Source organism: Bradyrhizobium sp. URHD0069, from assembly GCF_000701345.1.
In the GTDB taxonomy this organism is placed as follows: domain Bacteria; phylum Pseudomonadota; class Alphaproteobacteria; order Rhizobiales; family Xanthobacteraceae; genus Bradyrhizobium.
In genome coordinates, this window is the sequence record NZ_KL370776.1 from 92,422 (window position 1) to 105,332 (window position 12,911).

10 protein-coding genes and 1 pseudogene are annotated in these 12,911 nt (G+C 61.1%); 3 read left to right on the forward strand and 8 right to left on the reverse strand.

Annotated elements, in window-relative coordinates; all coding sequences use genetic code 11:
* Positions 1–8 precede the first annotated feature (8 nt).
* Together N554_RS0132690 and N554_RS0132695 are read left to right on the forward strand one after the other, a co-directional pair.
* Positions 9–1,811: a glycoside hydrolase family 15 protein gene (locus N554_RS0132690; protein WP_029587285.1), complete on the forward strand. Its 1,803-nt coding sequence runs from the start codon at positions 9–11 to the stop codon at positions 1,809–1,811.
* Between the two features lie 100 nt (positions 1,812–1,911).
* Positions 1,912–2,910: a L,D-transpeptidase family protein gene (locus N554_RS0132695; protein ID WP_051677839.1), complete on the forward strand. Its 999-nt coding sequence runs from the start codon at positions 1,912–1,914 to the stop codon at positions 2,908–2,910.
* Between the two features lie 173 nt (positions 2,911–3,083).
* Here N554_RS0132695 and N554_RS0132700 read toward each other — a convergent pair whose 3' ends face one another.
* The 7 genes and pseudogenes from N554_RS0132700 to N554_RS36935 all read right to left on the reverse strand — a co-directional run.
* Positions 3,084–3,896 carry a Cof-type HAD-IIB family hydrolase gene (locus N554_RS0132700; protein ID WP_029587287.1) on the reverse strand — a complete coding sequence of 271 codons (813 nt, stop codon included), beginning with the start codon at positions 3,894–3,896 and terminating at the stop codon, positions 3,084–3,086.
* On the reverse strand, positions 3,893–4,405 hold the full coding sequence (locus tag N554_RS0132705; protein WP_029587288.1) for a gluconokinase: 513 nt from the start codon (positions 4,403–4,405) through the stop codon (positions 3,893–3,895). The genes N554_RS0132700 and N554_RS0132705 overlap by 4 nt, the downstream gene beginning before the upstream one ends.
* A gap of 31 nt (positions 4,406–4,436) precedes the next feature.
* Complete coding sequence (gene pgl / locus N554_RS0132710; RefSeq protein WP_029587289.1) at positions 4,437–5,183, reverse strand: 6-phosphogluconolactonase; 747 nt, start codon at positions 5,181–5,183, stop codon at positions 4,437–4,439.
* Positions 5,184–5,188: 5 nt separating this feature from the next.
* Positions 5,189–6,721, reverse strand: coding sequence for a glucose-6-phosphate dehydrogenase (gene zwf / locus N554_RS0132715; protein ID WP_036054932.1), 1,533 nt, complete (start codon positions 6,719–6,721; stop codon positions 5,189–5,191).
* On the reverse strand, positions 6,718–7,755 hold the full coding sequence (gene gnd / locus N554_RS0132720; RefSeq protein ID WP_029587291.1) for a phosphogluconate dehydrogenase (NAD(+)-dependent, decarboxylating): 1,038 nt from the start codon (positions 7,753–7,755) through the stop codon (positions 6,718–6,720). Before gnd ends, zwf begins: the two co-directional genes overlap by 4 nt.
* Positions 7,756–7,786: 31 nt before the next feature.
* Entirely contained in the window at positions 7,787–10,633 is a 2,847-nt protein-coding gene (locus N554_RS0132725; protein WP_029587292.1) for a bifunctional transaldolase/phosoglucose isomerase, read from the reverse strand.
* Positions 10,634–10,747: 114 nt separating this feature from the next.
* A pseudogene (locus N554_RS36935) lies at positions 10,748–11,121 on the reverse strand (hypothetical protein); the annotation flags it as partial.
* Positions 11,122–11,213: 92 nt separating this feature from the next.
* Between N554_RS36935 and N554_RS0132735 the strand changes: the two are divergent.
* On the forward strand, positions 11,214–12,122 hold the full coding sequence (locus N554_RS0132735; protein ID WP_029587293.1) for an MBL fold metallo-hydrolase: 909 nt from the start codon (positions 11,214–11,216) through the stop codon (positions 12,120–12,122).
* 99 nt (positions 12,123–12,221) lie between these two features.
* Here the strand turns inward: N554_RS0132735 and N554_RS0132745 are convergent, their stop codons facing one another.
* The gene (locus tag N554_RS0132745) at positions 12,222–12,800 is read right to left on the reverse strand and encodes a TIGR00645 family protein (RefSeq protein WP_029587294.1); all 579 of its coding nucleotides are present in this window, start codon (positions 12,798–12,800) and stop codon (positions 12,222–12,224) included.
* Between the last annotated feature and the right edge of the window lie 111 nt (positions 12,801–12,911).

The following is a 12,911-nucleotide window of genomic DNA, read 5'->3' on the forward strand; positions in this document are numbered from 1 at the left end:
ATAAAAGCTTGTCCTGCAGAATTGAAGATTATGGCCTGATCGGCGATTGCGAGACCGCAGCATTGGTCGGCCGCGACGGATCGATCGACTGGCTGTGCTGGCCCGCGTTCGATTCCGATGCCTGCTTTGCGGCGCTGCTCGGCACCCACAGGCATGGCCGATGGCTGATCGCGCCGGCGGAAGATGTCACAAAATGCTCTCGCCGCTATTGGGACAACACGCTGATCCTGGAAACCCTGTTTGAGACGGCAAATGGCGCCGTCGCGCTGATCGATTTCATGCCGCCGCGCGGCAAGGCTTCCGATGTCGTCAGGCTGGTGCGCGGCGTCAGCGGTAAGGTGAAGCTGCAGATGGAGCTGGTGATCCGCTTCGGGTTCGGCATCGATATCCCATGGGTCAAGCGAACCGAGGACGGCGCGCTGCTTGCGATTGGCGGGCAAGACATGACAGTGCTGCGAACCCCGATTGAGACCCGCGGCCGGGATCTGACCACGGTGGCCGACTTCGAAGTGAGCGCCAATGAGACCGTTCCCTTCGTGCTGACCTATGGCCCTTCGCATCTGCCGCTGCCCAAACCGATCGACCCGGCGCAGGCCCTGGAAGATACCAAGGACTTCTGGATCGACTGGTGCAGCCACTGCACCTACGAGGGCGGCTGCCGTGACCTGGTGATTCGATCGCTGATCACGTTGAAGGCGCTGACCTACGCGCCGACCGGCGGCATCGTCGCGGCGCCGACGACGTCGCTGCCGGAAAAGCTCGGTGGCAGCAGAAACTGGGACTATCGCTTCTGCTGGCTACGCGACGCCACCTTTACACTGCTGGCACTGATGAACTCCGGCTATACCGAAGAGGCCTCCGCCTGGCACAACTGGTTGCTGCGCGCTGCGGCGGGTTCGCCGGCGGACATGCAGATCATGTACGGCATCATGGGCCACCGGCGCTTGCTGGAATGGGAGGCCACTTGGCTGCCCGGATACGAGGGCGCGCAACCGGTTCGGATCGGCAATGCCGCGCACGCCCAGCTGCAACTCGACGTCTACGGCGAACTGATCGACGCGTTTCATCAGGCGCGCGTGACTGAGCTGAAACTTGACGAAGGCTCGTGGGCGCTGGAGTGCAGGGTGCTTGAGCATCTGGCGGAAGAGTGGGACCAGCCGGATCACGGCATCTGGGAGCGTCGCGGCGAAGCCAGGCATTATGTATTGTCGAAAGTGATGACCTGGGTCGCGTTCGATCGCGCCATCAAGAGCGCCGAAAAATTCAGGTTTGAGGCGCCGCTCGATCACTGGCGGCTGTTGCGCGACACCATCTGTCGCGATGTCTGCGAGAAGGGCTTTGACGCTAGGCAAAACGCGTTCGTCGAATCCTACGGCTCGCAATTGCTCGATGCCAGCATCCTGCTGCTGCCGACGGTAGGTTTCCTGCCCGCCTCGGACCCGCGTGTTCTCGGCACCATTACAGCGATCGAAAAATATCTGATGCGGGATGGATTTGTGCTGCGGCACGACCCTCGCGAGGTCTCGGATGAACGGCAACCGATCGAGGGCGCATTTCTCGCCTGCAGCCTTTGGCTCGCCGATGCCTATGTGCTGGCCGGCGAGATCGGCAAGGCGCAGGCGCTGTTCGACCGCGTGGTGGCGGTCGCCAACGATCTTGGGCTGTTGGCGGAGGAATTCGACACCGGTGAGGGGCGTCAGACCGGAAATTTCCCGCAGGCGCTGACGCATATCGCGCTTATCAATACCGCGCATAACCTCAGCCTCGCCAGCAGGCCGGCCGAGAAGCCGGCGGTGCAGCGGTCGACGTAGTTGGCTCCGTCCTCCCGGCCAAGCCAACGGGTCCGGGCGGGCGGGGAACTCGCCGGCTCAAAATCGATTGTACTCAGAGATTTTGCTGGAGGGTTGCCGGATGATCCGCTGGTTCCTCGCGGCCGTTGTTTCGGGCTGGCTGGTATTTCCGGCAGTGGCGGCGTCCCTTGATGCGGCGGCCATCAACAACGCTGAATTTCGCTCAAGGCCTCCTGCTGAGGACAAACTTGATCCGGTCGTTGTAAAGGCCCAGGTCCTTCTGGACCGGGCTCACTTCGCTCCCGGGGAAATCGACGGCAAGCTCGGTGAAAACGCGCAAAAAGCCCTGAGAGCCTTCGCTGAGGCCAAAGGCCTGACCTCCGATAAAGCGCTCACGCCAGAGGTTTGGGCGATGCTGGTGAGGACGAGCCAAGACGCCGCCATCACCGAGTACACGATTTCCAAGGCCGATGTGAAAGGACCGTTTCTTAAAAAATTTCCCGCGAAAATGGACGACATGAAACGTCTCAAGGCGCTCGGTTACACGAGCCCGCGCGAGGCCATCGCCGAGAAATTTCATATGAGCGAAGCGCTGCTGGTGGCGCTGAATCCCGGCAAGAAATTCGATCGGGCCGGCGAAACTATTTTCGTTGCCAACGTGATCAACAGGCAAACCAAGCTAACGATCGGCCGAATCGAAGTCGACAAATCACGTCAGACGGTGAAGGCCTTCGACCCATCGGGGGCGCTGATAGCGTTTTTTCCCGCGACCGTTGGCAGCGAGGAGAAACCAACCCCAAGCGGCAGCTTCACGGTCGTCTCTGCCGATGCCAGCCCGACCTACCGCTATAATCCCGACTATAAATTCGAGGGTGTGAAATCCAGAAAAGCCTTCAAGATCAAGCCGGGGCCGAACAATCCGGCGGGATCATACTGGATCGGACTGTCGGCGGAGGGATATGGCATCCACGGTACGCCCAACCCTTCGAAGGTCAGCAAATCCGAATCCCACGGTTGCGTTCGGCTGACAAACTGGGACGCCAGCTTGCTGGGTAGCAATATTAAAAAGGGAACGCCGGTGGTCTTCGTCGATGAGCCACAAGGCGGCCGAAGGAGCTGAGCGGAGGATGTGGCCGAGGTCCGGGCGGCAATCATCCCTCGTCCCGGCGAACGCCGGGTCCGATAACCACCGATGTCGGTTGTTGTACAAGCCGTCTGCAGAATGCCTAAACGAGACGACACTGCGTATGGGTCCAGCGTTCGCCGCGACGACTCGCGCTAGTCTAGCTCCGATCAATTCACGCCGTTGTTCTTCAATATGATATCAACCGCCCCCGCAAACCCTTCGTCCTCGTTGGAGGTCGTAACATGCGTCGCCAATTTCTTGATATTGGCGGTAGCATTGCCCATTGCGATCGAGACGCCGCTCGTTTTGAACATCGCCAGATCGTTCTGCATGTCGCCGATGGTGGCGACCGCGTCGGTTGAAATGCCTTGGCGTTTCGCCATCGCCCGCACGAAGGTGCCCTTGTCGTATCCCGGCGGGGTGACGTCGAGATAGTAGCTTTGCGAGCGGACCGCTGTGGCCTGCGCGCCCAATGCCTGCTGCATCGTTACTTCACAGCGCTGCAACAGCGCGGCATCGGCGCTCGAGCCGACGATCTTGCAGGCGGCCGTCAGGTAAGGCGCGAAATCGTCGACGACGGTAGGATCGGCCCGGATGGCGCGTATTTCGTGCGGGACGTATTCGCCGTCGCCGTGGCGGGTGAGCCAGAGATCGCTAGTAAACAGCCAGATATCGATTCCAAACTCGTTCAGCACATCGAGACTGCGTTGTGCCGCGGAGGCAGGGATCAGATGTTGCTCGATCGGCTTGAGTTGCGGATCGACAATGTAGCTTCCGTTGAAGGCCCCGACCGGCAGCGTGATCGCAAGCGGTTCGATCAGAAATCGCATGCCGATGGCCGGACGGCTGGAGGTGATAGTGAAACCGATGCCGGCTTCGTGCAGCCGCCGCACCGCGCCCTTCGCCCCCTCGGTCAGCGTCTTGTCCTTGGTCAGCAGCGTGCCGTCGACATCCGACACAACAAGCGCGATGCGGGTCATGCGTGGTTCCTGCTCTTCACGTCAGCGGGACCGAACCCGAGTTGCCGCACGATGTCGTCGACGATCGCGTCGACCGAAGCGTCAATCGATACCGTCACCGGATTTTCGTTGGTGCCGGGTGGCTCGAGCGTTTTGAACTGGCTCGCCAACAGGTCGGGCGGCATGAAATGGCCTTTCCGTAAATTCAGACGGCTTGCGATCAATTCCTGCGTACCCCTGAGAAAGATGATGCGGACATCGTGCCGTCCACGCACGAGGACGTCGCGATAGACGCGCTTCAGCGCGGAGCAGGCGATCACGGCGTGCTCGCCGGCCTTGCAGACCCGGTCGATTTCATCGGCGATCCCCTGCAGCCAGGGCCAGCGATCTTCATCGGTCAAAGGCTGGCCGGAATTCATCTTGGCGACATTGCTCGCGGGATGAAACTCGTCACCGTCCTCGTAGCTCCAGTTCAAGCGTTCGGCCAATTTGTCGGCGATGGTGCTCTTGCCCGAGCCGGACACGCCCATCACGACCAGCGCGCAGGGTATTTCGTCGATCTTAGCGTTCACGAAAATTCTCCGGCAGCGCGGCCCTGTCGACCAGCCAGATCGTCTCGCCTACGGAATGCGCGCGGGTCGCGGGCAGGCTCTCGCCTGCCAACACACGCGTCAAGATCGCGCGCTTGTCCAGGCCGGAGATCTCGAACAGCATTTCGCGGCAGGAATTGAGCGCCGGCAGGGTCAGCGTGACCCGCGGCACGAAGGGCTCGACATGCGCCTCGGGGACGCCGACGACCCAGCGCTCGGTCTCTGCGATGGCGGGGTAATCGGGAAATAGCGACGCGGTATGGCCGTCAGGCCCGACGCCCATTAGCACCACATCGAACAAGGGCCGGGTGGAATCCAAGCGGTCCGCGCCATAGAACGATTTCAATTGGCTCTCATAGCGACGCGCGGCTTGCTCGGGATCGGCAGTGTCCGTCGGAATCGGATGAATGTTGGAAGCCGGCGCGCAGCGATCGAGAAAGATCTGCCGAGCCGTCCCCATATTGTTAAGCGGATCGTTTGCCGGGACAAAACGCTCATCGCCGATGAACCAGTGCACGCGGTCCCACGGGATTTGGTTTCGATAGGTATCAGTCGCGAGCAATTGATAGAGCCGTTTCGGGCTCGATCCGCCGGTCAGGCAGATCGCCACGCGGCCAGCGTTCGAGGCAATCCTTGCCAAGACACGCTCCGCGGCGATTTTCGCGAGCGCTTCGGCATCCGAAACAGCGATCACATGGCGATTGTCGCTTCCATCCATCAGGTCTAACCGAGATTGCGCCAGCTGCGGCCGTCGCTCCCGAGCAGTTCCTCGGCGCCGGCCGGACCCTCGCTGCCGGCCTTGTAGAATTCCAGGCCCCTGGCGCCCGCCTTCTTCCACGCATCCAGGAAGGGCCGCACGGCTCGCCAGCCGGCTTCGACGCTATCGGCGCGCTGAAACAGGATGTTGTCGCCGATCATGCAGTCGTAGATCAACGTCTCATAGCCGGTGCTCGGCTCCGCCTTGAAGTAGTCCTTATAGCGGAACTTCATCTCGACGCCGTCGATGGTGACCGTCGGCCCCGGCACTTTGGTGTTGAACTGCAGCGTGATTCCCTCGGTGGGTTCGACGCTGATGACCAGGTAATTCTGCGATAGGCGATCCACCGGGGTGCAGCGGAACATCGCGAACGGCGCCTGCTTGAACTTGATGGCGACTTCGGTGCGCTTGATCCCGAGCGCCTTGCCGGTGCGCAGATAAAAGGGAACGCCGGCCCAGCGCCAGTTGTCGATGTTGAGTTTCAGCGCGACGTAGGTTTCGGTGGTGCTGTCGGGCTTGACGTGCACGGTCTTGCGATAATCAGGAATCTCGATGCCGTCGACTATGCCGCCCAGATACTGGCCGCGCACGGAATTCCGCAGCGCCTCCTCCTCGCTCTGGCTCTGGATCGCCCCGAGCACGTCGGCCTTCTCGGTGCGTACCGAACGCGCATCGAACCGGATCGGCGGCTCCATGGCGACCAGCGACAGCAACTGGAACAGGTGGTTGGGCACCATGTCGCGCAGCGCGCCGGTCGTGTCATAAAAATTGCCGCGGTGGCCGACGCCGAGCTTTTCGTCGACGGTGATCTGGACGTGATCGATGTGATTGCGATTCCAGATCGGCTCGAACATGCCGTTCGCGAAGCGCAACACCAAAATGTTCTGGACGGTTTCCTTGCCGAGGTAATGATCGATCCGATAGAGCTGGCGCTCGTCGACGATTTTGAGCAACTCGTCGTTCAGGGCTTTGGCTGAGGCGAGATCGGTGCCGAATGGCTTTTCGATCACCAGCCGCCGCCAGGCACCGCTTTTCTGCTGCAGCAGGCCGGTGCGACCGAGTTCGCGGCTGGTCGGCGCAAATGCATCCGGTGGCGTTGCCAGATAAAACAGCCGATTGCCGCCGGTCGATCGGTTGGCTTCCAGTTTCTCGAGCTTCTCCCGCAGCGCATCGAATGAGGCCGGGTCCTTCGGATTCGCTTCAATAGAGGTGACGCATTCCAACAGCCGCTTGGCGACCGCATCGTCCACCGGGCGCGTGGCGAATTGGCGCAGGCCCTTCATCAGGCTGTCACGAAGGGCGTCGTTCGACGTGCCCTTGCGGGCAACGCCGACCACGCAGAATTTGTCCGGCAGCAGGTCCGTCGCCGCAAGGTTATAAAGCGAGGGAATGACCAGCCGATGCGTCAGGTCGCCAGTGACGCCGAAGATGACGAAAGAGCAGGGGTCGGGCTTCCGCTGAATTGCGGACCTGTCCTGATTTGGAGATACATGGTTCACGAGTGGCCGGCCTTTGGTTTGACGATATCGGGTGCAGGCTGTCGCACGGGATCCAAATGCTGTTGCGGCTCCTTATGGCCGCCGAAGCCGTCGCGCATCGCCGAAAGAATCTTTTCAGCGAAGGTGTGTTCCTTGCGCGAGCGGAAACGCGCGAACAAAGCCGCGGTGAGCACTTCGGCCGGCACCGCCTCGTCGATCGCGGCGTTGATGGTCCAGCGGCCTTCGCCGGAATCTTCCACAAATCCCGAATAGCTTCCGAGCGAGGGATTTCTGGCCAGCGCCGAGGCCGTGAGGTCAAGCAGCCAGGACGGGATCACGCTGCCGCGCCGCCAGACCTCGGCGATATCGGCAATCTCCAAATCGAAACGATGCTCAGGCGGCAGGCTGTCGACATTGGCATTCTTCAGGATGTCGAAACCCTCGGCGTAGGCCTGCATCAGGCCATATTCGATGCCGTTGTGAACCATCTTGACGAAGTGGCCGGCGCCGACCGGGCCGGCGTGAATGTAGCCTTGCTCGATCCTGGCATCGCGTCCCTGCCGTCCCTCGGTGCGCGGAATATCGCCAATCCCCGGCGCCAAGCTTGCGAAGATCGGATCGAGACGATCGACCACCGCCTTGTCGCCGCCGATCATCATGCAGTAGCCGCGGTCGATACCCCAGACGCCGCCGCTGGTGCCGACGTCGATATAATGGATAGCGCGTTCCTTCAGCGCTTTGCCGCGGCGAATGTCGTCCTGCCAAAAGGTGTTGCCGCCATCGATGATGACATCGCCGGCCTGCATCAGCTTCGACAAGGCATCGATCATCGCCTCGGTGATCGGGCCCGCCGGCAACATGACCCAGGCGGTTCGCGGCCTCTCGAGCTTGCCGACAAAATCTTCCAGGTCGCCTGAGCCAACCGCGCCGTCTGCCGCGATCGCCGCCACGGCTTTCGCGTCCTTGTCAAAGACGACCGTGGAGTGTCCGTGCTTCATCAGCCGGCGGACGATATTGCCGCCCATCCGGCCCAAGCCGATCATGCCGAGCTGCATGTTGCATTCCCTTGGTTCAGAGCCCGGGGCTCTAGTTCAACGCTTCCTTGATCGCGGCATCCAGCGTCGCCAGGCCTGGCCCCAAGCTACCCTTGAGGTGCACGCGCAGCGCGCGACGGCCGCGCTCGGTTAGGACGTCGAAATCGCCGCGCGCCTGCGCCGCCTTGATGATGCCGAAACTCGCCTTCTGGCCCGGCACTTTCAGATCCTTGGCGTCATCGGCAGTGATCTGCAGAAATACGCCGCTGTCGGGACCGCCCTTATAGGCCTGACCGGTGGAATGCAGGAAACGCGGTCCGAATTCGGCGCAAGTCGCGAGGTGTCGCTTGTCGCGGACCGCGAGCCGCATTTTTTGTAAAGCGTCGATATGGACCTTGTCGCGTTCGATATAGGCCAGCAGCGCGACATAATCGCCGTCGCCCGCCCGCCCGAGATGCGCTTTCAGCCACGAGCCGAGATCGCCGTCCGCGCCCGCCTTGCGCAGCGCCGCGGCATTTTGCTCGTCGGTGTAGATATCGACCTCCGCCGACGACATCACGGGCTGTTCCGCAGGCAGCGCGCCGGTCTTCTCGAAAGCCGCGGTCAACTCCCGAGTCTTGATCTTGGCGTCCTCGACGTCAGGCTGGTTGAACGGATTGATGCCGAGCACCGCACCGGCAACCGCGGTCGCCATCTCGAAGCGAAAGAATTCCTGGCCGACATGGTCGACCGATTTCATGACAATGCGGACCACGGGATGGCCGGCTTTCTCCAGCGCCGCCAATTTGTCGTCATACCCGGCGTCGTTTTCGCCTTCGGTGCTGATATCGATGAAAAAGCGATCGTTGCCGTAGAGCGTTTCGTCACCGAGCGGCTCGCCGTCGATCGGGATCAGGCCCTTGCTGTCCTTGCCGGTCGACTCCGCGATCAGCTGTTCGGCCCAGGCGCCGAAATCGGCAATCTTCTTTGATGAGAGGATGGTGACTTTGTCGCGGCCTTCGAGACCGGCAAGACCCATCGCGAGGCCGAGCTGCACGCCGGGGTTTTCGTGCGGCGGCACGTCAGCTCCGCAGGAACGCACCATCGAAAGCGTGTGCTTCAGCAGCGTGCGAACATCGATTCCCGCCGCCGCGGCCGGCACCAGCCCGAACGGCGACAGCACGGAATAGCGCCCGCCGATGCTGGGATCGCCGTGAAAGATGCGAGCAAAACCTTGTTTGGTCGCGACCTTCTCCAGTGATGAGCCGGGGTCGGTCACCGCGATGAAGCGGTGGCCCGCCTTGGCAGCGCCGATCGCCTTGGACACCTGCGCGAAGAAATAATCCTTCATCACGTTCGGTTCGGTGGTGCCGCCGGATTTGCTGGAGACGATGAACAGGGTTTTCGCAATGTCGATCGAAGCCTGCATGGTGCGGACCTGCGCGGGATCGGTTGAATCAAGCACATGCAATCTTGGGAAACCGGCTTTCTTCTCAAACGTCTCCGCCAGCACTTCCGGGCCCAGGCTCGATCCGCCCATGCCGAGCACCACGGCATCGGTGAAAGTCTGCCCTTTCACGCGTTGTGCAAAGTCCTCGTAGTCGGCGACATCGGCTGCTGCAGCACTGTTGAGCCAGCCCAGCCACTTATCCTCGTCGGTCCCGGTCCAGACCGATTTATCGTGCTGCCAGAGGCGGCGTATTTTCGCTGATGCGCGCCAGTCTTCGGTAGCCTTCTCGACGGCCTTGCCGATGCTGCTTCCGAGTGCCAGCTGCTGCCGGTCAATACCGGCGCCGAGCACCACTGCGCGCTTGTGCGCGACCGCGCCGTAAAGCTTGTCGGCGGAGTCGGCGAACAGCTTGACTCCGTCCTTGACCAGCTCGGCCGTGATCGCGTCGAGCGAGATGCCGGATTTTTCGAGCTCGCTGAGGACGCGCCGCGCATCCTCGATGTTTTCCTCAAGACTGTCGCGCAACTGGCCATGATCGCGGAAGGCGTCGAGCGTCGCCGGCGGCATGGTGTTGACGGTATTGGGACCGATCAGCTCTTCGACGTAGAGTACGTCGCTATAGTCCTTGTTCTTGGTGCCGGTCGAAGCCCACAGCAACCGCTGCGGCTTGGCGCCCTTGGCCTTAAGCTTTTCCCAGCGCGGGCCGGAGAACAGGCGCTTGTATTCCTGGTAAGCGAGCTTGGCATTGGCGACCGCGATTTTGCCCTTCAATGCGGCAAGCCGCTCCTTCTCGGTCGGGTCGTTCGCGCGCGCGATCTTTTCGTCGAGCTGCTTGTCCGCCGCGCTGTCGATGCGGCTGACGAAGAAACTGGCGACACTGGCAACGTGAGAGGGATCGCCGCCGCCCGCGACATATTTTTCCAATCCGGCGAGATAGGCCTCGGCGACCTGCACATAGACCTTTTGCGAGAACAGCAGCGTGATGTTGATGCTGATGCCCTTGCCGATCAAATGCTCAATCGCGGGCAGGCCTTCCGGTGTCGCCGGGACCTTGATCATCAGGTTTTTGCGGCTCACGTCCTTCCACAGCCGCTTGGCCTCGGCGATCGTGGCTTTGGTGTCCATCGCCAGATAAGGCGACACCTCGAGGCTTACAAATCCGTCTTCTCCCTTGAGGTCATCGTAAACCGGGCGCAATACATCCGCCGCGTGCTGGATGTCCTCGACAGCGAGATGCTCGAACAGCTCGGCAACCGATAGATCGCCGCTTTTGAGCAGCTGGCCGATCGCGCCGTCATATTCGTCCGAACTGTCGATCGCCTTCTCGAAGATCGACGGGTTCGAGGTGACGCCCTTGACGCCGTCGGTATCGATCAGCCTTTTCAGGTCGCCCCTTGCGACGAAGCCGCGGGCCAGGAAATCCAGCCAGACTGATTGGCCGTGCTTTTCGAGTGCTTTGACGGGATTCATGATGCCCTGTTCTGTTTGAGCTGGTTCGTGGTCGGTTCCAGCACCTGTTCTGGCGGGAGGCCGAATTTTGTCAACAAGTCCCAGGGGGTGCCGACGAGCGGAATATGCGTAATCTCAGTATGCGTATCCCCAGGCGATAACGCCACTCACAACATATCGATCCCGGGGTTCGGCATACATCTCGGCGCGATTTTGTGACAGCAGTAAGGTGCCGGGCTCAGGGACGCACAGTTCCGCGATTCGGACCACGCCGCCCTTGTCGGCGCTGATGAGCCCGGCAGCAAATCCCCAAGCGTAACATTCTGCGATTTCATGGTGTTGCCGCAGGCGGCGAGTTCAAGGCCGGCCTTCGAAAATTGGCCGACACGCTGGCTGACATCCGGGTTTGCTTTGGCTGCGTGAAATGCCCGTAGCGCCTGTCCGTGTACCACAAGCGCGATCGTGACGTTGTCCCGACCGCCGACGCCGTCGAGATGACTGCCGACGTTCAATCCTGGGCTCCCGTCCCCTGACGGATTCGCAGTTACCGTGGGGAATGCCGGCGGGTCCGCGGGGTTAATCTGGCAGGGAGGAACGCAACATGCACAACAGAATACTCATCACGCTTTTCATGGCTGCCGCTGCTACCGGTCTTTCTGGCATTTCGCTGGCTCAGACCCCGACACCGGCACCTGCGGCACCGCCGCTTTTCGCGACCACCAAGGTTGAGGGCACCGAGAACGTTTATGTCTTCCGCTATCAGAACCATCAGGCGATGTTCGTCGTCACGCCCGCGGGCGTGATCGCCACCGACCCGATCAGCTACGGTCGGCCGCAGGCTGCGAAAACCTACCTTGAGGAAATCGCGAAGATCACCAAGGCGCCGGTCAAATACCTGATCTACAGCCACCATCACTATGATCACATTGCGGGCGGCAAACCGTTCAAGGACGCCGGCGCCATCGTGATCGCGCACCGGCGCGCCAAGGAGCGGCTGGCGGCGCTCAAGGGGCTCGACGTCGTCATTCCCGATCAGGTGGTGGACGGCAAGCGGACCATCAAGCTCGGCGGAACGACATTGGAGTTGATCGACACCGGGCGAAACCATTCCGATTCCTCGCTGGTCATGCTGCTTCCCAAGGAGAAGATTATCTTCGCCGTCGACTTCAACGCGCTTGGCGCGGTGCCGTCGCGGCTCGCGGTCAACGATTCCTATCCCACCGAATGGGAAGCCTCACTCAAGCGCACCTTGGCATTGAAATGGGACCGCCAGATTCCCGGACATCCCGGGCCCGGCGGCCGGCTCGGCACCAGGGAGGACATGGAGAAGCAGCTCGCCTTCATGACCGACCTTTCGACCGATGTCAAAAAGGCCTCCGACGCCGGCAAATGCTTCGACCCGGCCGTGAAGGACGTGCGATTGCCGCAATACGCGACGCTGCAGGGCTACGAGCAGAATATCGAATGGAATATCCACCGCTGGTGCGGCTATTGGGGACGCGGCATCTGACCGAACAAGACTGCTGCCTGAAACATCCAAAGCCGGCGCATTTGCGCCGGCTTTTTGCCGCGGCGGCTCGAAATGTTCTGCCGCGCGTCCATAGATCCTCTAGTGAGAATGGTTCGGCGCTATCGGGTGGTTCAGGCGTTCCACATAGGCAATGCCAATCGCCGACACGACAAACAATCCGTGAATAATCGTCTGCCACATCACACCGGTCTCGGTATAAGGCGATACCTCTTTTCCAAGCGACCCAGCATAGATGAACGTGCGCAGCAGGTGGATCGACGAAATGCCAATGATCGCCATGGCCAGCTTGATCTTCAATACGCTGGCATTGACGTGACTGAGCCACTCTGGCTGGTCAGGGTGCTTCTCCAGCTCCAACCGCGAAACGAACGTCTCGTAGCCGCCCACGATCACCATGATCAGCAGGTTGGAAATCATCACCACGTCGATCAGGCCGAGGACCACCAGCATGATCTCCTGCTCGGTAAATTTCATCGCGCCGAGGACCAGATGCCAGAGTTCCTTGAGGAACAGCACCACGTAGACGCCTTGCGCGACGATCAGACCGAGGTAGAGCGGAAGCTGCAGCCAGCGCGAACCAAAAATGAGTTGCGGCAGCGGGCGCAGTCTGCTCTTGAATTCCGGCGGAAGAACGGGCGTATCGGCACTCATCGACATCAGCGATTACCTTCGGGGCGTGTGGTTGCATACAGCGCCTCCAGTTAGTACGTAATTTGGAAGGCCGGAAGACAATGCGCTGGCGTGTGGCGCGCCAAAGCGTCGCGGGCC

What these genes read in the sequence shown, in the direction of transcription:
- N554_RS0132695 (WP_051677839.1), top strand. Translation starts at nt 1,912, where the DNA reads ATGATCCGCTGGTTCCTCGCGGCCGTTGTTTCGGGCTGGCTGGTATTT.
- N554_RS0132700 (WP_029587287.1), bottom strand. Translation starts at nt 3,896, where the DNA reads ATGACCCGCATCGCGCTTGTTGTGTCGGATGTCGACGGCACGCTGCTG.
- N554_RS0132705 (WP_029587288.1), bottom strand. Translation starts at nt 4,405, where the DNA reads ATGGGCGTGTCCGGCTCGGGCAAGAGCACCATCGCCGACAAATTGGCC.
- pgl (WP_029587289.1), bottom strand. Translation starts at nt 5,183, where the DNA reads ATGGATGGAAGCGACAATCGCCATGTGATCGCTGTTTCGGATGCCGAA.
- gnd (WP_029587291.1), bottom strand. Translation starts at nt 7,755, where the DNA reads ATGCAGCTCGGCATGATCGGCTTGGGCCGGATGGGCGGCAATATCGTC.
- N554_RS0132725 (WP_029587292.1), bottom strand. Translation starts at nt 10,633, where the DNA reads ATGAATCCCGTCAAAGCACTCGAAAAGCACGGCCAATCAGTCTGGCTG.
- N554_RS0132735 (WP_029587293.1), top strand. Translation starts at nt 11,214, where the DNA reads ATGCACAACAGAATACTCATCACGCTTTTCATGGCTGCCGCTGCTACC.
- N554_RS0132745 (WP_029587294.1), bottom strand. Translation starts at nt 12,800, where the DNA reads ATGTCGATGAGTGCCGATACGCCCGTTCTTCCGCCGGAATTCAAGAGC.